The organism is Gordonia sp. YY1 (genome assembly GCF_009872315.1).
Classification (GTDB): Bacteria; Actinomycetota; Actinomycetes; order Mycobacteriales; family Mycobacteriaceae; genus Gordonia; species Gordonia amicalis.
In genome coordinates this window covers 170,523-192,317 of record NZ_WXYI01000008.1, presented here as the reverse complement: position 1 = coordinate 192,317, position 21,795 = coordinate 170,523, and the positions used below count along the sequence as shown (strand labels likewise).

Genomic DNA, 21,795 nt, shown 5'->3' with positions numbered 1-21,795 from the left:
CAAGGAGGCGTGCCAGAGCGGCCGAATGGGACTCACTGCTAATGAGTTGTCTCGCTAAAACGGGACCGGAGGTTCAAATCCTCTCGCCTCCGCCACCGCAGTCGGCCGACGGCGGTACAACTGAATAACACGCGCCCGTAGCTCAACGGATAGAGCATCTGACTACGGATCAGAAGGTTTGGGGTTCGAATCCCTACGGGCGCACAGAGAATCCCCAGGTCGATATGGCCTGGGGATTTCTACATGTGGGCGATGGTAGGTGTCCACTCCGCTGACCCGACCGCCCATGGGCTAGGCACCTCACCCCGGCTGGGACTGCCTATCGTGCGGGCCGAACACCTTCGATGACATCGATGAAGACCGGCAACGGCATTCCCGCCAGCAGCGGGGTGCCGTTGATCCAGAACGCCGGCGTCGGGGGTATGAACAGACTCTTCGCGAGGCGGAGGTCGGACTCGATGTCGAGGTCGAAAGTGCCACCGCGCATATCGCTTCCGAACCGTTCGAGATCGGTGACCCCCGCTCGCCGGGCGAACGCCGTGAGTGACTCTTCGGTGAATTCGGGTTGCCGGTCTGCCGGGGCGCCCTCCATCACCACCCGTACGAATTCCCAGAACCGGTCCTGAGCGGCGGCCGCTCGGCCGGCACGCGCCGCGAGCCAGGATTGCGGCCCCGCCATCGGGGCGTCGCGCCACTCGACGCGGAGTATCCCGGTATCGACGTAGCGGTCGACCAGTGCCGGCTGGATCTCCCGGGTGAACACGATGCAGTACTCGCAGCGGAAGTCCTCGAAGACCACCATGGTGACGGGAGCGTCGGCGGCCCCGAAGACGAGCGGGTCGTCGTCGGTACGTCGGGGGACATCCCCGGCCGGACCCAGGTTGGTGTTCATCATCGTCGCCGCCGGTGCTGCGACCTCAGGGGCCGACGGTTCCTCCCAGGGTCGCGTCAGCGCCGCGGTGACCAGCGTTGCCACGAGCACGGCACCCAGCGCCACGGCCCATCGCGAGCGTCGGGTCGTGCGTCGTCGTGGTCGCCCACCGTCGGGGCCCGGGGTTCGGGTCGAATCGCCAGAAGAACTCACGTGCCCACTATGCCCGACAATCAACTAAGTTCCATAGTCGATTACTATCTGGCTTAGTAATCGACTCGAAGCGGAGGCATTGTTGACCGAGAAGCGTTCACCCTTGACGTTCTGGCTGGTGGCGGGCGTCATCGTCGCAACAGCCATCGCCCTGATCGCCTTTGTGGTGGTCATAGACTCCGACGACCCGCAACCTCCTGCGCGGGCCGGTACCGACAGCACCGGTGACTACCTCTACGACATCGGCCTCGAACGACGCGACCCACAGGATCCGCTGGCGTTGGGTCGGGTGGATGCTCCGGTCACCTTGATCGTGTTCACCGACTACCAGTGTCCGTTCTGCGCCAAGTGGTCGCACGACACGCTGCCCACGATGATCGAGCGTGCCGAGGCAGGAGAGCTGCGCATCGAGTTCCGTGACGTCAACGTCTTCGGCGAGGCGTCCACACGGGCCGCCCGGGCCGCGTATGCGGCTGCGCTGCAAGGGCGTTTCCTCGACTATCACCACGCCTTGTATCCGGAGGGTCGGCCGCGGAAGGGTGACGGGCTGTCCACGGAGGGCTTGATCGCGACGTCGGCGGAGCTGGGACTCGACGTCGACCGCTTCCGGTCGGACATGGAGTCTGCGGCGACCTGGAAGGCAATCGCGGAGAACGAAGAACTGGGGGCCGCCGCCGGCGCCTACTCGACCCCGTCGTTCATTCTCGGCGGACAGCCCATCGCGGGTGCCCAGCCGACCCAGGTGTTCGTCGACGCGCTCGACGAACTGACCACCGCGGAAGGCAACTAGCGTGGATGTGGGCTTGATCGCCGCCTTCGCCGGCGGCGTGCTCGCATTGCTGAGCCCCTGTGGCGCACTGCTGCTCCCGGCGTTCTTCGCATCCTCGGTGGGCGCGCGGGCGCTGGTCGTGCATGCCGCGATCTTCTACGCCGGACTCCTGATCACACTGTTGCCGGTGGGGATGGGTGTCGGAGCGCTGGCGTCGAGACTCACCGAGCACCGATCGACGATCATCGCCGTCGCCGCGCTTCTCATCGTGATGCTGGGTGTGCTGCAGCTCTTCGGTCGAGGCTTCGACCTGGGCCGGTTGGTTCCGGGTATGTCCCGGGTACAGCAGCAGTCGATGGCACGCACCGGGCTGGTGAAGACGTTGTTGCTCGGTGCGGTCAGCGGGGTCACCGGGTTCTGCACCGGACCGATCCTCGGTGCCGTGATCACGATGGCCGCGTCCCGCGGAATCGGCGGGGCCGCACTGCTGCTCGCGGTGTACGCACTGGGGATGGTGGTGCCGCTGTTGATCCTCGCCGTGCTGTGGACACGAATCGGGGAGGCGGGGCGCGCACGACTTCGTGGACGCGAGGTGTCGCTCGGACGTCTGCGGTTGCACACCACCCACCTGATCGCCGGTGGCCTGCTGATCGCCGTCGGCGTCGTGTTCTGGCTCACCAATGGGTTCGTCGGGGCCCCGGAGCCGATCGGGATCGACGCCCAGGGCTGGCTACAGAACGCGGCGGGCATGCTGGCCACACCGATCGTCGACATCATCGCGATCGCGGTGCTGGCCACGGTGGTGCTCACCTGGTGGTGGCGTCGATCGAGTAGGGCGCGCGTGGTCGGTCGGCCCGACGCAACGGGCCTCGACGACGAACATCCGTCCGCACGATCAGTCGCGGCTGAGGAGGCCTGACCGACGACGGCCCGCACGCAGGTGGCTCACCGGATGCAGGCGTTGGCGGCCATCAGGTAGGAGGCGTAGATGCTTGCGGTGACCAGTGCCGAGAACACCATGAACGCGACGATCGCCGCAGTAGGGACCGCGCCCCGACGTGATCCGTCGGCGACCGCCACGAGCTGTCCGATCCGGTCGGGTCCACCGGCGTGCAGTGCACCCGGGACGTGGGTGCGGTGCCCGCCGAGTTTCAGGAGCGCAGTGGCGAGCGCCGGGGTGCTGACGGCGTGGCGGGCCGCGTTGTCGGCCGCGATCTCGAGATAGTGGGGCACCGCCTCGACGATCGAGTCGAGCAACGGCGACCATCGCAGTGGGGCACCGAGTGCGCCGACGACGAGTGCGATCAGGTGATGTCGCTGGCGCAGATGGGCGCTTTCGTGTTCCAGCACCGCCCTCAGCTCCACGCCGTCGAGGAGCTGGACGGCACCGCGAGAGATGATGATCCCGCCACGGCGACGGGGTAGCGCGAACACGACGGGCGTGGCGTCGTCGAGGACCCGGACGCGATGGCCGGCGATCTCCCCGGGGGTGGTCACGGCGGCGAAAGCGGCTGCGGTGGCGCGCGTGCTCATGGTCGAGCGGTACACATACCGGGCGCCCACCCAGCTTGCGGTGAGAACGATGACCACCGGTGCGAGGAGAAACAAGACGGTCGGTAGCGCCGTCTCGACGGTGCCGGTCGACCACGGGCTCGCGCTGGCAAGGCAGCGCTGGCACACCTCGGCCGCTCCGGACGGCAGGATCTGGGGGCCGCGGAGCACCCAGGCGAACATCGGTCCGATCGCGAGTAACGCGCCGGCCCACAGCGCGGCGCAGGCCATCAGCAGGCCGGTTGCCACACGCGGCGCCCGGGACAACGCGGGCGCGGCGCGACGTAGAGCGCGCGGACCCAGCCAACCTGCAGCGACGAACGCGGCCACCACCACCGCCACGGTGACCAGCATCAGCTCTGCTCCGGGGGGTCGTCGGCATGTTCGGTGACGTATCTGCGCAGCACCTCGATGTCGGTCGGCGAGAGCGCCTCGACGAAGTGCAGCATCGACGACGCGCGGTCTCCGCTGGTGGTCAGCGCATGCTGCATCAGCTGAGCCGCGTACTGGTCGCGGTCGTGCACCGCCCGGTGGCGCACCGATCCGCGCCGACGGCTGGCGGAGGTCATCCGCTTGCGCTCGAGATTACGCAGCACCGTCGCGATCGTGGTGTACGCGGGCTCACCGGGCAGCTTCTCGATGATCTCGCGAATGGATTGCGGGCCATCGGCCCAGAGGATGTTCATGACCTGCTGTTCGAGCGCACCCAGACGCGCGGGTTCGGGCGCCGGACGGTCGGCGGCACCGGAGCGTTTCGTGCTCATCGCGGCACGGCCGCAACCGGGTCGGACCCAGGAGCGTCGAACCTGATCCGGCACCCCTTCTGTTGCGCACGGAGTCGCTCGGTCAGCGCCACCGCCGACAATCCCACTGCCGCGACCGCCATCACGGGTTGCATGGGCGCGAACCAGGTCATCGCCCCCGAGGAGCCCAACGTCAGCACGACGAGTTTGTTGCAGACCGGACAGCCCACGGCGAACCAGGTCAAGAAGCCACCGGCCATCCCGAGACGCCCGGGACGGTCCGCGTCGGTCGCCGTTCCTGGGCTGCGAACGTAACTGGCCACCAGCAGTCCACCGAGGACCGCGCTGAGAACGAGCACCGGCGCGTTCCACCACTCGGGACCGATCGACCGGACGAAGACGGGGTTGGGGATGAGCGCTGTGGCGAGGGCGATGACCACGCCGATCACCGCGCCGGCGATCACCGCCACCACCATGTGCCGCACCGACCAGGCGGAGAGGCCCTGCTTCAGGATCGACGGCGCCTCGCGCAGGTAGCGCTGCATCGGCATCAGGAATCGCACATCGGCCAGTATGCCTCATCCTCGACTAAGCATCGTAGTAACCAACTAGACCCGATAGTCGACGGATCTGCCAGGTCGGACCGGCCCGGCTAACTCAGCACCACCAACTGCTGCGTCGCCCGCGTCATCGCCACATACCGGTCCACGGCGCCTTCGATCCCCTCGCCGAAGGACTCCGGATCGACGAGCACGACGAGATCGAACTCGAGCCCTTTGGCAAGGGTCGGGGTCAGCGACCGAACCCGGTCGGCATCGGCGACATCCGGAGCGCCGATGACGCAGACCAGTCCTTCGTCGTGCGCGGACAACCATTCGTCGACGATTCCGGCGAGTTCCGAGCGATCGCCGTGCCGGACGGGAATCCCCGTGCGGCGCACCGAGGTCGGGACGTTGGCGTCGGGCAGCGCGGTGCGGATGACCGGTTCCGCCTCGGTCATGATCTCCTCGGGGGTGCGGTAATTGATCGTCAACCCCGACATGGTGACGCCGTCGAAGCCGACCCGCTGCAATCTCTCCGACCACGACTCGGTGAATCCGTGGCGGGCCTGGGCGCGATCGCCGACCACCGTGAAGCTCTTCGACGGGCACCGGTGCAGGAGCATCTGCCACTGGGCATCGGTCAGTTCCTGCGCCTCGTCGACGACGATGTGCGCGAACGGACCGGCCAACCGGTCCGGGGTGTCGGTGTCGGCGACGACCCCGTCGTCGAGCGCGTTGCGCAGGTCCTCACCCCGGAGCATGGTCATGAGTCCCTCGCCGTCGTCGTGCACCTGCGCCGCGATGAGGTCCTCGACCACCTGGCTCATCCGCTCGTGCTCGGCGTCGACCGTCGCCCGCCGACGGCGTCTCCGCATGGCGGCTTCGGGGTCGCCGATCCGGCGTCGCGCCGCGTCGAGCAGCGGGAGGTCGGCGTCGGTCCACGCGTCCGGGCGATCGCGCTGCAGGGCACTCACCTGCTCGGGCGTCAGCCACGGCGCGCACCGGCGCAGGTACGCCGGCACCGACCAGAGGTCGCCGACGATTTCCGCCGGCCGCAGAACCGGCCATGCGCGGTTGAACGCGGACGTGAGCTCCGGGTTGGACGCGAGAGCACAACGCAGTGCTCCGAACGGGACGTCATCGTCATGCCGGGCAGCGATGATCGACACGAGTTCCTCCCACACCTCGTCGCGACCGTCGTTGTGCGGCGTCCCCGGCTCGGGCACATCGAATGCCTCCGCCCAGTCCGCTGCGGTGAGAGTGACCTCAGCCCAGGGGGTTTCGACGACGAGCGGCGTCGTCGGTGGTTGTTCGTAGAACGCCACAGCCGGCTCGATCGCCCCGACCATGCCCGCCGACGACTTCAGCCGTGCGACGTGAGCATCGGATTCCGTTGTCGCCGAAGCTCCTTCGACGACCAGATCGGACAGCGTGCACGTCTGTACGCTGCCCTCCCCGAGACTCGGCAACACGTCGGCGACGTAGGCGAGGTACGGGCGGTGCGGACCGACGACGAGGAGTCCGCCGCGATTCCCGGCGAGTCGGGGATCGGCGTACACGAGATACGCGGCCCGATGCAGCGCCACCACCGTCTTGCCCGTTCCGGGACCACCGTCGACGACCAGGGCCCCATGGGAACCGGCGCGGATGATCTCGTCCTGATCGGCAGCGATCGTACCCAGCACATCCCGCATCCGCGGCGAACGGACGGCCGCGAGATCGGCGATGAACGCCGACTGGTCGTCGAGTGCGGCGTGCCGGTCGAGGACCGCCGGGTCGTCGACGAACACCTCATCCCAGTAGTCGGTGATGCGGCCTCGGGTCCATCGGTAGCGGCGTCGGCTCACCAGGCCCGCGGGCTCACGCAGCGTGGCGGCGAAGAACGGAGCTGCCAGCGGGGTACGCCAGTCGACGAGCAACGTCGCACCGTCGGACCCCGTCAGGCCGAGGCGACCGATGTAGAGGACCTCGCCGTCGGTGCCGACGATACGACCCAGGCATGCCTCGAGGCTGAAGCGTTGCAGAGCGCGTACGCGGGAGAGCGTCTGGTGGATCTCCAGATCGCGATCCAGTGCTCGTCGTCCACCACCGCCTTCGGACCGTCGGAGGGCCTCGATCCGGGCGGTGGCGTCGTCGATGCTCTCGGTGAGACTCGCGGCGAGCATGGCCAGGTGGCGCTCGTCGTCCGCGATGAGTACGGGGTCGGCTTTGGCGGACAGCCTCCTCGGGAGGTCGAAGACGCTGCTGGGTTCGGGGACGAGCGGGGCGGGCGACACGGACAAAGCGGCTCCGATTGGGCGATGCGGGTGAGACTCTCGGCAGGTGGGAAGGCGATTCTGCACCCGGTGAGGGGGCTTGCCGCAAGGCCCCCTCCAGCGCTTATGGTGAAGAGGGCAGAACGATCGGCCCAGGCCCGGCTGTCACATGCCCATCTGCTGCACGCCTCCCATCTGTTGCACACCGTTGTCAGATATGTGAGAGTGTCTTCAGTTCACCTGGTGAACGATTTCGGTGGGGTCTGTCAGGGGGCTGCCGCCCCCGTGAACTGGGGGTAGGGGCGGCAGCACGGCCGGACCGGGACCCCATTCGTTCAATCGATTCCACAACGGGTTGCCCACCGCGCGACCAGCATTTCCGGACCGCGCGGGCTCACCGGCACAGAGACCCGCCGTAAGGTCGAAGACAGACAACACTTCGACCGGAGGCCGACGATGGGACAGCCGTACGGCGGACCGAACCGCGACGCCCGCGACCCGCGGGATCGTGGCAGCGATCCGTATGGGCACACACCCGGGCCGCAGCTGTACCCGCCGCTCGGATACGCCCCGGACGGCACCGCCCTGTTCCGGCCCGGCCAGCCCACCAACACCGAGCTGCGCATCGCCGAGCAGGCCGAGCGGGAAGAGGCGCGTGCCGCCGCCCGATCCGCGGCCGTATCGGACGACGAGTCACGCATCACGAAGGTCTCCACCTCGACGCTCATCGTGTGTCTCGGACTCGTCGTGCTGGTGGCCGTCGCGATAGTCGGGTTCAGCGGGATTTTTCGGAACGAACCCACCGAACTGCCCCTCGCCGACCCGCCGACCACCATCGACGTTCCGCTTCCGCGCACATTCGAACCACCGCAACTGACTCCCGACGATCCCGGCCGGCCCGTGCCCGGCGGACCCGACGAACGCGTCAATCCCCTGGACAAACCGGTGACCTACGACGTCGCCATCGACGGTCAGGCCACCATCCTCTACGTCGACGCGATGGGTCTGAGGTCGGAGTTCGCGCCATCCAATCCTTGGAGTGTCCAGTTCACCGGTGGGGACAATCCGTTGCGTCTCCTGGTGATCGCCGGGACCGGGAGCGGCGCCAAGTGTTCGATCAAGGTCGACGGCAAAGTGGTGGTGGAGGACACGGTGACGGCGTCGTCGGCCCGACGCACCGCCTCGTGTATCGCGTGACCGGCGGAGATTCGCGCCGCCACGTCGTCCATCTGGTCGAGTGACCAGCACGTCCGATGTGTGATCGGCGGGTCGGCTCGCTACCGTAGTCGTGTGAGTTCTCCGCAGACAGCCCCCGAGGGTGAGCAGTCGTCCGCCGCCACGGACGAGTTCAAGACCGTGCTGACGTGGCGTGGCGAGGACACCGACCGACTCGAACAGGTCCGCCTGGTCGTCTCCGGCGCACGCGTGAAGGCCTATGGCCGGATCATCGCCGCCGCGACCGACGACCACGAGCCGTTCTCCGCGTCGTACGAGTTACAGACCACCGACACCGGCATCACCAGACGTCTCACGGTGCACCTCATCTGCGGCGACACGGGGGAGACCCAGTTCGGAATCACCCGCGACAACGAGGGCACCTGGCTCATCCGTCGCCCTGACGGAGAGATCATCCAATCGGACTTCGAGGGTGCCGAGGACGTCGACCTCGCGCTGTCGCCCATGTTCAACGCGCTCCCGTTGCGCCGCATGGGGATCACGCCGGCCGACGGCACCGTCGAGGTACCCGTCATGTACATGTACCTGCCCAGCGGTGAGGTGAAGCCGGCCACGATGTCCTACACCGCCACCGCGGACGGCGTCGACCTGGTGTCGCCGCTGGCCACCACGACCATCACCCTCGACGACAACGGCTTCGTCGCCGACTACCCGGGACTCGCCCGCCGGGTCTAGCCCACTCAGACCTTGCGGTAGGCCTAGCCCACCCACACCCGGCCCTGATGCGCCTGGCGGCGGAGTTCCTCCTGCCAACCCGGCTCGCCGATCGTCACTCCACTGATGGGCTCCGGGCTACCGTCGTGCAGTCGTTCGTACGCGGTGCGTGCTCGATGTCCGTCGTCGACCAGGACCTCGGCCGTCCCGTGATCACGCAACTCGTCGCGCGCGGCGATCAGACGGTCGATGGTCTCGCTGAGAACGTTGAGGACGGCGATGCTGTTGGCCTCGATCATCGCCCGCTGCAGCGCGGGTGCCGTTCCGGCGACCCGGGTGCCGTCGCGGAAGCTGCCGGCGGCCAGGCGTAGGGCGAGGTCGCTCTCGCCGGCGCCCACCGCGGCGGTCGCGGCCGCCGTCAGATGCGGCATGTGGGAGATCGCGGCGACGGCACGGTCGTGCGCATCGGGAGCCACGGGCACCACCAGCGACCCCGCCAGCCGTGCGATCGACGCAACGGCCAGCCAGTCGTCGGCGACGGTGTGATCGGTCGTGGTGACCGCCCACATCGCATCCCGGAACAGTGTCGGATCGGTTGCCGGCCACCCGGACCGACTGGTCCCCGCCATCGGATGCCCGCCGACGTAGCGCGCGCCGGGGTGTGCCCGCGCGATCACCTTCTCCACTTCCTGCTTGACGCTGATCACGTCGGTCAGCAGAGCGCCGGGTGCGTGTTCGGCGATGTCCGACACGATGGGTTCGATGGTCGTCACCGGGGTCGCCAGGACGATGACGGCTTCCGTCTCGGCCGCACGGCGCAAGGTGGCGACGAGATCCGTCGACGCCTGGTATCCGTCGGAGGTTGCTGCGTCGACGGTCGCCGACGACCGGTTGTAACCGAACGTCTCGTGCCCGGCGTCGTGCAGAACCCGCAACAGCGAGCCGCCGATCAGACCCAGGCCAAGCACGCACACCGGCGTCGAGGGCGCAGAACGCGAGGACGACGAGTCAGCAGTCACGCTGACAACGTTCCCATACCTCGATCTCCGCTCGTTCCGGGACTTGGGACTGCAGCTGATAGAGGCTACGGTTTGCTGCATGGCCGGTGCCGGATATGGGAAGTCGGGTTCGAACACGCAGGACGTGGAAGAGGACATCGACGGTTTCGCTGTTGCGGTGGTGCGCGACGAGAGCGGATGGAAAGTCACTGCGCTCAAGCCGTCGGCGCTCTCTGATCTCGAGGACGCCGAGCGACAACTTCGCGAGCTCCGTTCGGCCGGCGCCGTGTTCGGGCTGCTCGACGTCGACGACGAGTTCTTCGTCATCGTCCGGCCCGCGCCGTCGGGTGCGCGGCTGCTGCTCTCCGACGCGACCGCGGCGGTCGACTACGACGTCGCGGCCGACGTCCTCGACGCCCTGAACCTCGACGTGCCCGACATCGACCCGGACGAGCTCGACACCGTCGAACCGTGGGAAGAGGGCGACCTGGCGGTCCTGGCCGACCTGGGCCTGCCCGACGCGGTCATGAGCGTCATCGTCGGCGACACCGACCTCTACGCGGATGAACAGCTCGGCATGATCGCCGCCCGGCTCGGCTTCGCCGATGAACTGGGCAAGGTTCTCGACTCACTCGGCCACTGACCGGCGCCGGCGCACGATGAGTGCCCCCGCCTGGGAGAACATGGTGCGCGCGGCACTCGACGCCGCCTCGTCGTCGGGAACCGACGACGTCCCGATCGGTGCCGTGGTCTTCGACCCCGAGGGCGTCGAACTGGCGCGCGCGGCCAATCGTCGGGAAGCAGACGGCGATCCGACGGCGCACGCCGAGGTGCTCGCCCTGCGTGCCGCAGCCCGCGCCTTCGGTGACGGTTGGCGACTCCCCGGCTGCACGATCGCGGTGACAGTCGAACCGTGCACGATGTGTGCCGGCGCCATCACGCTGTCCCGCGTCGACGCGCTGGTGTTCGGCGCGTGGGAACCCAAGACCGGGGCCGTCGGGTCCCTGTGGGACGTCGTGCGAGACCCGCGACTCACCCACCGCCCCCAGGTGAAAGGCGGCGTCCTCGAGGCCGAGTGCCGCGCGCTGATGGTCGATTTCTTCGCGACACGGAGAGCGCGCTGAACACCACTCTCAGGGATGTGAGACGAAAAGATCGGTGAGATCGCAGGGTCGCGACCGGTGGTCGGTACCGCGCTGCTCTGGCAGATTGGAGATCGAGTCCCGACCCGATCCTCGAGGAGTAGCCATGTCCGACCCGGCCGACAAGGTCACCGCAGCATTCGACACCGCCAAGGCCAAGATCAACGAACTGGCCGAGAGTGGCAAGGTGCAGGAGGCACTGGGCACCGCCCGCGACAAGATCGACGAACTGGTCGAGAGCAAGCAGGTCCAGGATGCGCTGGGCACCGCGAAGGACAAGCTGGGCGAGCTCGCCGAGAACGAGAAGGTCCAGGAGGTCGTCACCACCGCCAAGGACAAGATCACCGAGGTGGCCCAGAAGTTCAACAGTCGTTGATCTGACGTCTGACCTGGAGTTCTGCACGGAGTCGCCGGTCTGTGGCACCGTGGAACGCAGGAGTCAGCTCCTGCATGGCGACGCTCGCGTCGAGCCACCGGCGCGGGTAGATCGCCGAGTTCTTCCACCTCGGCCGGCATCCGGCCGTGCCGAACCTCATCGAGGAGGCTTCATGGGAACCACTGACGACGCCAAGAACAAAGCCGAAGAGTTGAAGGGCCGCGGCAAGGAAGCCGCCGGCAGCCTCACCGACGATCAGGATCTGAAGAACGAGGGCAAGGGCGATCAGGCCCAGGCCCAGGGGAAGCAGAAGATCACCGAGGCCGCCGACGCCGTGAAGGGCAAGGTCGACGACGTCAAGGACAAGCTGACCGGCCACTGATTGCCCGCTGTACCCGGTTTGATCGCTCTGACCAGCTGATTTAAGACTCGCCGCCCCGCTGCGGTACAGTCTTTCGCGGTGGCGTGTCCGAGCGGCCGAAGGTGCAGCACTCGAAATGCTGTGTGCGGTAACCCCGTACCGAGGGTTCAAATCCCTCCGCCACCGCCAGAGATGGCCCCCGTCGTGTAGACGGGGGCCATCTTGCTTCTCGGATGCTGCTTCGTCAGCTGCCGGCGATGTCGTCCCGCAGCGTACGGAGGGCCTCTTCGGTCTCGGCGGCACGGTCGGCGCCGACTGCGGATTCCCACCGGACCCGGATCCGTTCGAACGCCGAGCTCCCGATCGCGATCGCCTCCCGGCCCCGGGTGGTGATCCTCAGGCTCTTGCGGCGCGCGTCGTCTGTGTCGGCAGCACGTTCGACGTAACCCAGGCCTTCGAGGGTCGTGATGGTCTTGGCGGCGGCCTGACGGGAGACGCCGAGGCGACGGGCCAGGGAGGCGGCGGTGCCCGCCCCGTCGTCGATGGCCTCCATGGCGAGCTCATTCGAGACCGTGAGCCCGGCGTGGCCGGCCGCGGTCAGCTCCTCGATGACCTCGCGCGTCATCGCATCGAAGGTCTCGACCAGCATTCGCGCGAACTGCCCACCATGGGAAACGTCCACGTCGGGAGATTAATGCTCACCCACCCTATTGACAACCCGGTTGTCAGGTTCTAGGTTATTGACAACCCGGTTGCCAATAAAACGGCTTGTCATGAGTGTGAATACCCGAAGTGTGGCCAGGGCCACGATCCCCGGCGTGGAACACCACGTAGCGCACGTGAACGGAACGACGCTGCACCATGTTTCGGCGGGAAGCGGTGGCTCGCCCATCCTCCTGGTTCATGGCTTCCCGGAATCATGGTGGACGTTCCACCGACTGATTCCGTTGCTGGCGAGGCGTCACCGGGTGTTCGCCGTCGATCTCCGTGGCTTCGGCGACTCCGCGGTCGCGGATGACGACCACGACAGCGCGACGGCGTCGGATGATCTGCGCCAACTCATCCGGCACCTCGATGTGGGCCCGATGCATGTTCTGGGACAGGATATTTCGGGTGGAGCGGTCTACCGGTTGGCAACGGAACATCCCGGTCTCGTGCGCAGTCTGATCGCGGTCGAGATGGGTCTGGCCGGGTTCGGCCTGGAGGGGCTCGGGGACGTGACCCGAGGCGGTTCGTGGCACATCGGTACGTTGGCCGCGCCGGGCATCGCCGACTTGCTCTTCGGCGGGCGCGAACGGGAAGTGCTGGAGCAGTGGGCGTTCCCGACGATGACAACCGTGCCGGGGGCGGTTGACGAAACGGACATCGCCGAGTTCGTGCGGGTCTTCGCCCGAGACGGGGGCTGGCGCGGGGCGGCGGGCCTGTATCGGTCCATGCTCGCCGAGGGAGAAGAGTTCCGCGACCGGGCCTCGGTGCCGTTGACCATGCCGATGCTCGCTGTCGGGACCTCCGGCGGAGCTTTCACCGCTCAGACGCTCGCTCAGATTTCGGGCGGACCTCTGTCCACGATCGAGTTCGAGGCGGTCGGACGTCACGTCGCGCTCGAGGCTCCGGATCGCCTCGCTGCAGCGATCGTCGACTTCCTGGACGGCGTCGACCGGAGTCTCGACGTTGACGCCCGTCATCGGGTCACCGATTCTGAGGTGGTGAGTGAATGGCGGATGCGACCCGACGACTGTGGCGCGTCGCCGGTCCCGGAGAGAGGTCAGGGGAGTCGGTGACCACTGCAGTCGTGGTCGGCGGTGGTCCCAACGGGCTCGCCGCCGCCCTTCACCTCGCCCGGTCCGGAGTGCAGGTTCAGGTGCTGGAGGCCGCGGACACGGTCGGGGGTGGCGCACGGTCCGGGGAGCTGACGGTGCCCGGCCTCATCCACGATCATTGTTCGGCGTTCCATCCTCTCGGGGTGGGGTCGCCGTTCTGGGCCGAGGTCGGACTCGAGAAGTACGGGCTGGTGTGGAAGTGGCCGGAGATCGACTGTGCCCACCCGCTCGACTCCGGTGAAGCCGGACTCCTGTACCAGTCGATCACCGAGACCGCCGCTGGTCTCGGCGTCGACGGGGCCCGCTGGCGGTCGATGTTCGGCGATCTGGCCGAACACTTCGACGACCTGGGTGAAGATCTCCTCGGGCCGATCGTCGGCATCCCCGGACACCCGATCCGGTTGGCCGCCTTCGGTCCTCGAGCCGTACTTCCGGCCACCGTGCTGGCCCGCTGGTTTCGCACCGAACGCGCACGGGCCCTCTACGGGGGGATCGCCGCGCACCTGTTCTCCCGCCTCGACCGGCCGCTGACCGCATCGCTCGGCCTGATGATCGCCGCGAGCGGGCACCGATACGGATGGCCGGTGGCAGAGGGCGGTTCCGGCGCCATCACCGCCGCGGTGTCGGCTGCGCTGCTCGAGGCCGGCGGCAAGATCGAGACCGGAGTCCGGGTCAGCTCCCGCGCCGACATCCCGCCCGCCGACCTCGTCCTCCTGGATCTGTCACCGTCACAGGTGCTTTCGATATACGGCGACGCCATGCCTGCGCGGATTCGCCGCTCCTACCGGAGATACCGCGTCGGCTCGTCCGCATTCAAGGTCGACTTCGCCGTCGACGGTGACATCCCGTGGACCAATCCGGAGTGTGTGCGGGCCGGAACCGTTCACCTCGGCGGCGGCTTCGGCGAGATCGCGTATACGGAGAAGCAACGTGCCGCCGGGGTCATGCCGTCGCGGCCGTTCGTCCTGCTCGGTCAGCAGTACGTCGCCGATCCCACCCGCAGTGCGGGCGGAATCAACCCGATCTATGCCTACGCCCACGTCCCCGGCGGTTTCGACGGCGACGCCACCGACCAGATCGTCTCGCAGATCGAGAGATTCGCGCCGGGCTTTCGTGATCGGATCGTCGCCACGGCGAGTACGGGGACCGAAGCCCTGCACCAGAAGAACGCCAACTTCGGGGCCGGTGACATCATCGGTGGCGCCAACGACGGCCTGCAGATGGTCCTGCGGCCTCGCCTCGCGATCGACCCGTACGCGATCGGTGTTCCGGGCGTGCACATCTGCTCGCAGGCCAGCCCGCCGGGCGCCGGTATCCACGGGCTGTGCGGGTATCACGCCGCCGAGTCGGCGCTGCGCTCACTCCGGTGACGGCCGAATCGCCACCTCCGTGGGAATCCCGCTGGGCAGCTGCGATTCTGGACGTGAGGTGGCGATTCCGGGTGCCGGTCAGTCACACGCGGTGGCAGCGGATGCCGCACGCAACGGAGCGATCTCCTTCTCGATGCGTTCGGTGATCGCCACCCGTCGGTCGAGTGCGTCCTGGCCCACCGGAAGATGCAGGGGCAGTGGATCGTCCGACGACACGATCCGGTGGATGAACGCGGCACCCTTGACCGGGTCGCCGAGCTGGGAATGGTTGGTCTCCTCGGCCCACTCGAGAGTCGCGTGTGCGGGCGTACCGTCGTATGCGGCAACCTGATTCGCCGGCAACTGTAGCGAGCTGGCATCGAGGAAATCGGTGCGGAACACGCCGGGTTCGACGACCGTGCTCTGGATTCCGAACGGCGCTAGTTCACCGGCGAGGGATTCGCTGATACCCGCGACCGCGAACTTGGTCGCCGAATAGAGTGCGACGCCGGGCTCGCCCTCGAAGCCGCCGCGCGACCCGATGTGGACGAGCTTGCCCCGGCCGGCCGCGCGCATCAGTGGTACGACCGCACGGGTGACGTTGAGGAGCCCGAAGACGTTGACGTCGAACACCGACCGCGCCTCGGCATCGGTGATCTCCTCCACGGCGCCGAGGAGGCCGCGTCCGGCATTGTTGACGAGGACGTCGACGGTTCCGAACCGCTCCATCACGGACGCGACTGCGGTCGCGACCTGGCCGATGTCGGTGACGTCGAGAGGTACCGGCAACACATCGGGGTGGTTGCGGACGTCGTCGGGGATGGAGTCGGTGCGTCGTGCGCAGACCGCGACGTGGTCGCCGGCCTGCAGGGCGGCTCGTGTGATCTCGAGGCCCAGTCCGCGGCCCGCTCCGGTGATCATCTAGACAGACATGTTCGTGTACTCACTTCCTGTTGGGGTGGTGGTGAATCGCCGTCGAGGCGATGACATCCATCGTCACGACCCGGCAGCCATCGGTGAAGAGAGAGTTCTTCCTGGGACAAACTGGGCCACCCTCACCCTTTGACGCAGGTCAGACGAGTCCGCAGGATGGGAACATGGCCGATCAACTCGAACCGTCACTCGCCGATTTCCTTCGCGCGGCCCGCGGTCGGCTGTCACCGGACGCCGCCGGGATAGCCGAGGTGGGACGTCGCAGGGTCAACGGCCTGCGTCGTGAGGAACTGGCGATGCTCGCCGGAGTGAGCGTCGACTACTACACGCGGCTGGAACAGGGGCGGAGCAAGAGTGCGTCGCTGGAGGTCCTCGACGCACTCGCCGACGCACTGCAACTCGACGACAGTGAACGCAACCACCTGCACACGATCGCCCGTCGCGAACCGACTCGCCGACGCCGTGCCGACAAGCCGCAGCGTCTCCACGCGTCGACGCTCGAACTGCTCGAGACCTTCGACGCCGCACTGCAACCAGCGTTCGTACTCGGGCGCCGCCTGGATGTGCTGGGCCACAACCGACTCGCCGGACTCCTGGTCGCCGATTTCGAGAACCGGCCTGCGGCAGAACGCAATCAGGCCCGATTCGTCTTTCTCGACCCCCACGCGCGCGACCTGTACGTCGACTGGGACGGCGTCGCCGCGGACACCGCTGCCATGTTGCGCATGGATGCGGGCAAGCATCCCGACGATCCGCGGCTCGGCGCTCTGGTGGGTGAACTGTCCATCCACAGCCCGGAATTCGTCAAGCTGTGGTCGCGCAACCGCGTGCATGAGCGGAGCGTCGGCACCAAGCGGTACCACCATCCGGTGGTGGGTGATCTGAAGGTCTCCTACCAAGCCCTGAGCCCGGGCGACGATCCCGAGCGACGATCTTCGTCTACCGGACCGAGCCGGAGTCCGCGTCCCGGCATGCGCTGCAGCTGTTGTCCCGGATCGCCGACGAACCGTCGGCGGCGACTGCGTCGGAGTCGACGGTCCCGCAGATCCCCGATGGGAACGCCTGAGCGGGCGCCGGGGGCGAGGTCAGCCGATCCCGATCGTGCGTCCCGATGGCGCGGTGCGCAGCGCCGACCCGACGGGAGAGAGTGCCACGGCGATGGTGCCGGTCACCACCAGATGTGACGGGACCTCGGCGTGCAGGGTACGGCGGTGCCGGGACAGGTCGACGATGGTGATGTCCATCATCGAGCCACCAGAACCTGCTCCGGGGAAAGCGATGTCGAGAATCGACGAGTGCAACGGGAGAGCCGCATCGATGGAGACGACGGCGCGCCCATGGGAGACGACCACCGAGGTCATCCGGGTCACCAGCGTCGGATGCCACTGCGACGGGTCGCACGAGGACTGGCACAAGGGGAGTCCCTCGGCGTCGAGGTAGAACGCGACCTTGCGCCTCAGGGATTCCTCACGCAGTGAGACCTCGCCGGCGAGGACGTCGTCGCCGGCGGCACAGAGCTCGGCTCCCCAAGTGGTTGCATCGAAGATCCTGGTCACAACTGACCCCTCTCGGCGAAGGCTGGTGTGCTCACAGTGTGACCGATTTCGGATCGTTCTGCATCGCGACGCGTCGGAAAGATATTGGACAGCAGTCGATTTGAGCATCCGAAGGCGGGGGAAGGCGCGCGCGGGACCCGGCGTCGATTCGACGCGCACGACGATCGGGCACGGGGGCCGCTGATCTCGGCGTGTGCATCCGATCATGACGTACGACTCCCGGTTGCGCACCTCGGACACGCCGCGGCCTGATCGCCCGCGTTCTCCCGTACACGAGGCGCGGCGATGCGCGGTGCGCCAACCGTTACATCGTTCAATGTTACGATTGGCGCCGACGGTCCCGCGACGAAAGGCTGACCCCTGTGACTGAACGTTCCCCCTGGGAGGACGACGACATCAGCGCTTTGCGTGAACTGGCGCGAAGCTTCTGCGAGAAAGAGATCAAGCCGAACACCGAGAAGTTCATCGAGCAGCACCATGTCGATCGCGACCTGTGGCTCAAGGCCGGTGAACTGGGGCTTCTGTGTATGTCCATCCCCGAGCAGTACGGCGGCGGCGGGGGCACGTTCGCGCACGAGGCGGTGCTCATCGAGGAGCAGGCCGGCGTGGCCGACAGCTCATGGGGCGTCAGCCTCCACAACGGCATCGTTGCGCATTACCTCCTCGCGTACGGATCCGAGGAGCAGAAGTCGACGTGGCTCCCCAAGATGGCCAGCGGGGAGGTCGTGGGCGCCATCGCCATGACGGAACCGGGTACCGGCTCCGACCTACAGAACGTCAAGACCAGGGCGATCCGCGACGGTGACGACTACGTCATCGACGGCTCGAAGACCTTCATCACCAACGGCGGCCAGGCCGACCTCATCATCGTCGTCGCCAAGACGGACTCGTCCGAGGGTGCCAAGGGCATCTCCCTGATCCTCGTCGAATCCAGCCGGCAGGGGTTCCGTCGCGGACGGGTCCTCGACAAGATCGGGCAGCGCGGACAGGACACATCGGAGCTGTTCTTCGACGGCGTCCGGGTGCCGACGTCGAACCTGCTCGGTGAGCAGGAAGGTCAGGGGTTCATCCAGCTGATGCAGCAGTTGCCACAGGAGCGGCTGATCATCGCGGTCGCCTCGGTGGCCGGCATGGAGAAGGCCGTCTCCGAGACGATCGCCTACACCAAGGAGCGCGAGGCATTCGGCCGGCCTGTCTTCAGTTTCCAGAACACCAAGTTCAAACTCGCCGAAGCGGCCACCGAGGCACGGATAGCGCGTGTCTTCGTCGACGACTGCATCGTGAAGCACATCGACGGAAAGCTCGACATCCCCACGGTCGCAATGGCGAAATGGTGGACGAGCGACCGGGCGATGGCGGTCGCCGACGAATGCCTCCAGCTGTTCGGCGGCTACGGATACATGAACGAGTACCCGATCGCCCGCCTGTGGGCGGACAACCGCGTGCAGAAGATCTACGCGGGAACCAACGAGATCATGAAGGAGATCATCGCCCGCACCCTGTGAGTCCGGGACCGGTCGCGCCGACGGCAGGCGGCCTCAGGCAGGATCAGTGCGGCCACCATCGGCGCGCCATGTCACTGTCGTCGGGACCTCGTCGTCCCACGGCTGGCGGGTGACGAGATCGGCGACCCGGACGTAGCCCTTCTCGAAGACGCCGATCGCCGGGTCGATCAGGCGGTACTCCTGCGTCTGACGATGAATCGGCTGGGCGTCGAGCAGGACGATCCGCACCTCGCCCGGCTCGAATCGGCAACGGCGCTGGAGTGATTCGATGAGCTGCTCGTTGGAGAGGTGGCCGTCGCCGAAGTTCCAGCCCATCGCGGTGCTGCAGATCCGTTCGCCGTCGGTGAGTACGTACTGTTCCTCGGGGGTTCCACTCATGGCGCGATGTGCGAGCGTGAAGAGTGCGCGGCCGTGACTGTTGGAGGAGCGGAACGCATATCCCATGTAGAGGGGGATCTGGGCGGCTTCGGGACTGCCGTAGAACCGTTCGAGTTGGGCCGCCGGCATCGACGCGATGGCCACGATGCCCGCTTCGATCTTCGCCGACGCCGACGGCTTGATGCACCACAGTCCGGTGTCCCAGTTGCCCGCGTAGTACCGCATGCCGGGCAGGAAGGACACCTTGCGCGGCATCAGGTTCCCGACGACCACCGTCGTCGCCGACACCGCGAACAGTAGTAGCGGCCACGGGGATTCGAGGTCGGTGAGCCCGATGCCCGGGTGGCCGACGAAGATCGCGAGGATGCCGAACATCATGAAGACGTTCCACTCCAGCGGGACTCCCATCGGGATCGACGACAGGATGCCGAAGTGGAAGACGAGCATGATCGCGGCGGCGATCCCGCCGACCCACCCGCCGTGCGAGAAGAACAGCACGATCGGGACGAGTCCTTCGACGGCCGTGGAGAAGTGGGCGATCCAACGGGACCGGCGTCCGGGTCGGAGGTCTTCGGGGAAGTCCTCGAAGAACTTGCGTTTGATCTTCGGCGACCGCCAGATCGGGTTGTTGGACATCATCGTCGCGATGACGAAGGGGAAATGCTTGTTCAGTTTCGACGTCGCCGCGCCGAGCCAGATGCACAGGAACAAGAGTTGGGCGCCGATGATCATGTCGACGCCGCCGAACAGGAACGTCACCGTCAGCGCGCCGTACACCTCGCCGCGTGCGGCCAGGAAGACCGTCTTGTCCCGGAGTCCGATCGCGGCGAGGAGTCCGAGGATCGTCCAGATCTGCCACGCGGGAAGGACGCCGACGGTGGTGTCGAGTTCGGGGACGGCGCCCGAACCGGGGCTGAACAGGGCGATCAGCACGACGACGATCAGCGCGCCGTAGAGCAGGACGTCGACGGGGGTCCTGGCGTCACCCGCGGTCAGTGGGATCCGGGGCCACGGGGGCTGACGGATCGTCCCGGGGCGCAACCAGTAGAGGATCGAGCCGAAGGGCGGGAAGAAGCGGTTGTTCAGCGGGCCGAACCCGCAGCCGAAACCCACCACCTCGAAGAGCGTCGTGTAGAGCACGACCTTCTGGAAGACGATCGGCTCGTTGTACCAGGCGGTGACGTCGAGGAAGCCGTCGATGCCCGGCGTCGTGATGACGATCGTCCAGCCGATCAGGATGAAGGCGAGGATCTTGCCGACATAGAACAGGTGCAGTGCCACCGGGGTCCCGAACCCGACCTCGGCCCAATGTCGCGCCATGGGCCGGATCTTCTCCGCGCGTGTGCCCTGGCTCCAGGTCGGGAAGTCGATGTCGGGAGTGGTCTGTTTCAGGAATCCCATCGTTGCCGAACGTAACAAACCAAGCGATTGCTTGGGGCGAGATCGGTGGTGTGGCCTGGCTGTGGCCGACATCCTCGCGTGGTAGATGCCAGTCGCGAACAGGCCACGTAAGCGTCGCCGAGTGGTTCACTGGAAGCATGATGTTCGTCGCCGGGGCCGTCTTCGTGGTGGTGGTCGTGGTGGCTCTCGTCCTGCTGATGTCGTTGGCCGTCGGCGCGTTCTCGGCGATGTTCACCGGGATGAGAGACGACCGCGCGCGGCGTCGAGCCGAGCGGAACGACTCCCCGGTCGAGGCGTCGCACGTCGCTGTTCGACCGTCGACCGATGCACTGGGCGAACTCGCCGACGAGCTGCGGTTGGCCCAGGCCACGCGGTGGGCGTCGTGTCAGTCGGTACAGCGCCGAATCGAGGGGCAGTGGACCCGCAGCCCGGCGGGTGGCGCGAACGACTACCTCGTCCTTGCTCTCGATCTCTGGCACAACCGGAGTCCGGGCAACTCCGATCCGGACGAGGCGGGCCAGGCGGAACCTCGCGACCGGCTCGGGGACTGGACCGAACTCGCACAACTCAACAAGGATCGCATCGGGAAGATCGTCTGGACCACGGCGCTCGTCGCCGACAGCGTCAGCCGTTATCCGGCGTGGAAGCTGGACTTCTTCGACCGGCATTCCGTGCGCGTCGACCTGGTCGGAGAGGCCACCGCGATCACGACCGCAGCGGCCGGGCTGCGCGACCAGCTGGCCATCCTCGGTGACGCGCCCGCGGGACATCTCGGCGTCGACGACGAGGTGATCGCGACGTTCGCGGAGAAGTCGAGGCTGCTGTCCGGTCGGCTTGACGGCCTCGTCGCGCGGGTCGAGGCATTCGCCGAGTACGAGCAGATCGTCGCCCGCATCCAACAGCGTCAGGACAAGCAGTCCTGGCTCGAGCGGGTCAGTGCCATAGACGAATTCGAGCACGTGGTCGACGCGGAACGGGACCGCGCGGAGAGTGACCGCGTGCGCAACCTCGCCGACGAGTCCGGTGTTCTGGCCGCGATCTACCTGGACGAGATCGCGCCGCTGGCGAAGTCGCTGAAACAAAGTGATGCCGCGTAGCGCGTCACCTGCTCCCTGAGGAGTGCCCGGAGCTTGCGGAGCGCA

General features: G+C 67.2%; 22 protein-coding genes, 3 tRNA genes and 1 pseudogene. 16 read left to right on the top strand and 10 right to left on the bottom strand.

Annotated elements, in window-relative coordinates:
* The first annotated feature begins 3 nt into the window (after positions 1 to 3).
* Both BPODLACK_RS13205 and BPODLACK_RS13200 read left to right on the top strand, forming a co-directional pair.
* Positions 4 to 95: transfer RNA gene (locus tag BPODLACK_RS13205), tRNA-Ser, on the top strand.
* A gap of 36 nt (positions 96 to 131) precedes the next feature.
* A tRNA-Arg gene (locus BPODLACK_RS13200) sits at positions 132 to 204 on the top strand.
* A gap of 115 nt (positions 205 to 319) precedes the next feature.
* Here the strand turns inward: BPODLACK_RS13200 and BPODLACK_RS13195 are convergent.
* Positions 320 to 1,084, bottom strand: a complete 765-nt coding sequence (locus tag BPODLACK_RS13195) for a DsbA family protein (protein ID WP_236577670.1) — start codon at positions 1,082 to 1,084, stop codon at positions 320 to 322.
* An 82-nt stretch (positions 1,085 to 1,166) separates the two neighbouring features.
* Between BPODLACK_RS13195 and BPODLACK_RS13190 the strand changes: the two genes are divergently transcribed.
* Positions 1,167 to 1,874, top strand: a complete 708-nt coding sequence (locus tag BPODLACK_RS13190; protein WP_236577669.1) for a DsbA family protein — start codon at positions 1,167 to 1,169, stop codon at positions 1,872 to 1,874.
* Between the two features lies 1 nt (position 1,875).
* Positions 1,876 to 2,772, top strand: coding sequence for a cytochrome c biogenesis CcdA family protein (locus BPODLACK_RS13185; RefSeq protein ID WP_159405445.1), 897 nt, complete (start codon positions 1,876 to 1,878; stop codon positions 2,770 to 2,772).
* 26 nt (positions 2,773 to 2,798) lie between these two features.
* On the opposite strand, the gene BPODLACK_RS13180 is transcribed toward BPODLACK_RS13185, so the two are convergent.
* The 4 genes from BPODLACK_RS13180 to helR all read right to left on the bottom strand — a co-directional run bounded on the left by BPODLACK_RS13180 (position 2,799) and on the right by helR (position 6,971).
* Entirely contained in the window at positions 2,799 to 3,758 is a 960-nt protein-coding gene (locus tag BPODLACK_RS13180; protein ID WP_006438760.1) for a M56 family metallopeptidase, read from the bottom strand.
* Complete coding sequence (locus BPODLACK_RS13175; RefSeq protein ID WP_006438761.1) at positions 3,758 to 4,168, bottom strand: BlaI/MecI/CopY family transcriptional regulator; 411 nt, start codon at positions 4,166 to 4,168, stop codon at positions 3,758 to 3,760. The genes BPODLACK_RS13180 and BPODLACK_RS13175 overlap by 1 nt, the downstream gene beginning before the upstream one ends.
* Positions 4,165 to 4,710: a hypothetical protein gene (locus BPODLACK_RS13170; protein WP_006438762.1), complete on the bottom strand. Its 546-nt coding sequence runs from the start codon at positions 4,708 to 4,710 to the stop codon at positions 4,165 to 4,167. The genes BPODLACK_RS13175 and BPODLACK_RS13170 overlap by 4 nt, the downstream gene beginning before the upstream one ends.
* Positions 4,711 to 4,799: 89 nt before the next feature.
* A complete protein-coding gene (gene helR, locus BPODLACK_RS13165; protein WP_096272787.1) occupies positions 4,800 to 6,971 on the bottom strand; it encodes an RNA polymerase recycling motor ATPase HelR in 2,172 nt (723 codons plus the stop codon).
* A 429-nt stretch (positions 6,972 to 7,400) separates the two neighbouring features.
* On the opposite strand from helR, the gene BPODLACK_RS13160 reads away from it, so the two are divergent.
* Entirely contained in the window at positions 7,401 to 8,141 is a 741-nt protein-coding gene (locus tag BPODLACK_RS13160; protein WP_006435229.1) for a hypothetical protein, read from the top strand.
* A gap of 60 nt (positions 8,142 to 8,201) precedes the next feature.
* The gene (locus tag BPODLACK_RS13155) at positions 8,202 to 8,855 is read left to right on the top strand and encodes a putative glycolipid-binding domain-containing protein (protein WP_035760422.1); all 654 of its coding nucleotides are present in this window, start codon (positions 8,202 to 8,204) and stop codon (positions 8,853 to 8,855) included.
* 23 nt (positions 8,856 to 8,878) lie between these two features.
* On the opposite strand, the gene BPODLACK_RS13150 is transcribed toward BPODLACK_RS13155, so the two are convergent.
* Positions 8,879 to 9,853 (bottom strand): prephenate dehydrogenase, encoded by a 975-nt coding sequence (locus BPODLACK_RS13150; protein ID WP_006435227.1) that lies wholly within the window; start codon positions 9,851 to 9,853, stop codon positions 8,879 to 8,881.
* A 79-nt stretch (positions 9,854 to 9,932) separates the two neighbouring features.
* On the opposite strand from BPODLACK_RS13150, the gene BPODLACK_RS13145 reads away from it, so the two are divergent.
* The 5 genes from BPODLACK_RS13145 to BPODLACK_RS13125 all read left to right on the top strand — a co-directional run bounded on the left by BPODLACK_RS13145 (position 9,933) and on the right by BPODLACK_RS13125 (position 11,900).
* Positions 9,933 to 10,475, top strand: a complete 543-nt coding sequence (locus tag BPODLACK_RS13145) for a tRNA adenosine deaminase-associated protein (protein ID WP_006435226.1) — start codon at positions 9,933 to 9,935, stop codon at positions 10,473 to 10,475.
* Positions 10,476 to 10,491: 16 nt separating this feature from the next.
* Entirely contained in the window at positions 10,492 to 10,956 is a 465-nt protein-coding gene (locus BPODLACK_RS13140; RefSeq protein WP_006435225.1) for a nucleoside deaminase, read from the top strand.
* A gap of 124 nt (positions 10,957 to 11,080) precedes the next feature.
* A complete protein-coding gene (locus tag BPODLACK_RS13135) occupies positions 11,081 to 11,350 on the top strand; it encodes a hypothetical protein (RefSeq protein WP_006435224.1) in 270 nt (89 codons plus the stop codon).
* A gap of 172 nt (positions 11,351 to 11,522) precedes the next feature.
* Positions 11,523 to 11,732, top strand: a complete 210-nt coding sequence (locus BPODLACK_RS13130; RefSeq protein ID WP_006435223.1) for a CsbD family protein — start codon at positions 11,523 to 11,525, stop codon at positions 11,730 to 11,732.
* 77 nt (positions 11,733 to 11,809) lie between these two features.
* Positions 11,810 to 11,900: transfer RNA gene (locus tag BPODLACK_RS13125), tRNA-Ser, on the top strand.
* Between the two features lie 55 nt (positions 11,901 to 11,955).
* On the opposite strand, the gene BPODLACK_RS13120 is transcribed toward BPODLACK_RS13125, so the two are convergent.
* Positions 11,956 to 12,393: a MarR family winged helix-turn-helix transcriptional regulator gene (locus BPODLACK_RS13120; RefSeq protein WP_159405444.1), complete on the bottom strand. Its 438-nt coding sequence runs from the start codon at positions 12,391 to 12,393 to the stop codon at positions 11,956 to 11,958.
* A gap of 136 nt (positions 12,394 to 12,529) precedes the next feature.
* On the opposite strand from BPODLACK_RS13120, the gene BPODLACK_RS13115 reads away from it, so the two are divergent.
* Together BPODLACK_RS13115 and BPODLACK_RS13110 are read left to right on the top strand one after the other, a co-directional pair.
* Positions 12,530 to 13,492 (top strand): alpha/beta fold hydrolase, encoded by a 963-nt coding sequence (locus BPODLACK_RS13115; protein ID WP_236577668.1) that lies wholly within the window; start codon positions 12,530 to 12,532, stop codon positions 13,490 to 13,492.
* Positions 13,489 to 14,901, top strand: coding sequence for a phytoene desaturase family protein (locus BPODLACK_RS13110; protein ID WP_024498762.1), 1,413 nt, complete (start codon positions 13,489 to 13,491; stop codon positions 14,899 to 14,901). The genes BPODLACK_RS13115 and BPODLACK_RS13110 overlap by 4 nt, the downstream gene beginning before the upstream one ends.
* 78 nt (positions 14,902 to 14,979) lie before the next feature.
* Here BPODLACK_RS13110 and BPODLACK_RS13105 read toward each other — a convergent pair whose 3' ends face one another.
* Complete coding sequence (locus BPODLACK_RS13105; protein WP_006435217.1) at positions 14,980 to 15,801, bottom strand: SDR family oxidoreductase; 822 nt, start codon at positions 15,799 to 15,801, stop codon at positions 14,980 to 14,982.
* A 176-nt stretch (positions 15,802 to 15,977) separates the two neighbouring features.
* On the opposite strand from BPODLACK_RS13105, the pseudogene BPODLACK_RS13100 reads away from it, so the two are divergent.
* A pseudogene (locus BPODLACK_RS13100) lies at positions 15,978 to 16,879 on the top strand (helix-turn-helix transcriptional regulator).
* 19 nt (positions 16,880 to 16,898) lie between these two features.
* Here BPODLACK_RS13100 and BPODLACK_RS13095 read toward each other — a convergent pair.
* Positions 16,899 to 17,369 (bottom strand): hypothetical protein, encoded by a 471-nt coding sequence (locus BPODLACK_RS13095; RefSeq protein ID WP_006435215.1) that lies wholly within the window; start codon positions 17,367 to 17,369, stop codon positions 16,899 to 16,901.
* 362 nt (positions 17,370 to 17,731) lie between these two features.
* Here BPODLACK_RS13095 and BPODLACK_RS13090 point away from each other — a divergent pair, with 362 nt between their 5' ends.
* A complete protein-coding gene (locus BPODLACK_RS13090; RefSeq protein ID WP_006435214.1) occupies positions 17,732 to 18,874 on the top strand; it encodes an acyl-CoA dehydrogenase family protein in 1,143 nt (380 codons plus the stop codon).
* A gap of 33 nt (positions 18,875 to 18,907) precedes the next feature.
* Here the strand turns inward: BPODLACK_RS13090 and BPODLACK_RS13085 are convergent, their stop codons facing one another.
* On the bottom strand, positions 18,908 to 20,653 hold the full coding sequence (locus BPODLACK_RS13085; RefSeq protein ID WP_024498760.1) for a DUF3556 domain-containing protein: 1,746 nt from the start codon (positions 20,651 to 20,653) through the stop codon (positions 18,908 to 18,910).
* A gap of 137 nt (positions 20,654 to 20,790) precedes the next feature.
* Between BPODLACK_RS13085 and BPODLACK_RS13080 the strand changes: the two genes are divergently transcribed.
* Positions 20,791 to 21,750 (top strand): hypothetical protein, encoded by a 960-nt coding sequence (locus BPODLACK_RS13080; protein WP_024498759.1) that lies wholly within the window; start codon positions 20,791 to 20,793, stop codon positions 21,748 to 21,750.
* Positions 21,751 to 21,795 lie beyond the last annotated feature (45 nt).

Excerpts from the sequence above, each read along its gene's own strand:
- BPODLACK_RS13160 (WP_006435229.1), top strand. The coding sequence starts at position 7,401 with ATGGGACAGCCGTACGGCGGACCGAACCGCGACGCCCGCGACCCGCGG.
- BPODLACK_RS13180 (WP_006438760.1), bottom strand. The coding sequence starts at position 3,758 with ATGCTGGTCACCGTGGCGGTGGTGGTGGCCGCGTTCGTCGCTGCAGGT.
- BPODLACK_RS13105 (WP_006435217.1), bottom strand. The coding sequence starts at position 15,801 with ATGATCACCGGAGCGGGCCGCGGACTGGGCCTCGAGATCACACGAGCC.
- BPODLACK_RS13130 (WP_006435223.1), top strand. The coding sequence starts at position 11,523 with ATGGGAACCACTGACGACGCCAAGAACAAAGCCGAAGAGTTGAAGGGC.
- BPODLACK_RS13080 (WP_024498759.1), top strand. The coding sequence starts at position 20,791 with ATGATGTTCGTCGCCGGGGCCGTCTTCGTGGTGGTGGTCGTGGTGGCT.
- BPODLACK_RS13140 (WP_006435225.1), top strand. The coding sequence starts at position 10,492 with ATGAGTGCCCCCGCCTGGGAGAACATGGTGCGCGCGGCACTCGACGCC.
- BPODLACK_RS13135 (WP_006435224.1), top strand. The coding sequence starts at position 11,081 with ATGTCCGACCCGGCCGACAAGGTCACCGCAGCATTCGACACCGCCAAG.
- BPODLACK_RS13085 (WP_024498760.1), bottom strand. The coding sequence starts at position 20,653 with ATGGGATTCCTGAAACAGACCACTCCCGACATCGACTTCCCGACCTGG.
- BPODLACK_RS13175 (WP_006438761.1), bottom strand. The coding sequence starts at position 4,168 with ATGAGCACGAAACGCTCCGGTGCCGCCGACCGTCCGGCGCCCGAACCC.
- BPODLACK_RS13145 (WP_006435226.1), top strand. The coding sequence starts at position 9,933 with ATGGCCGGTGCCGGATATGGGAAGTCGGGTTCGAACACGCAGGACGTG.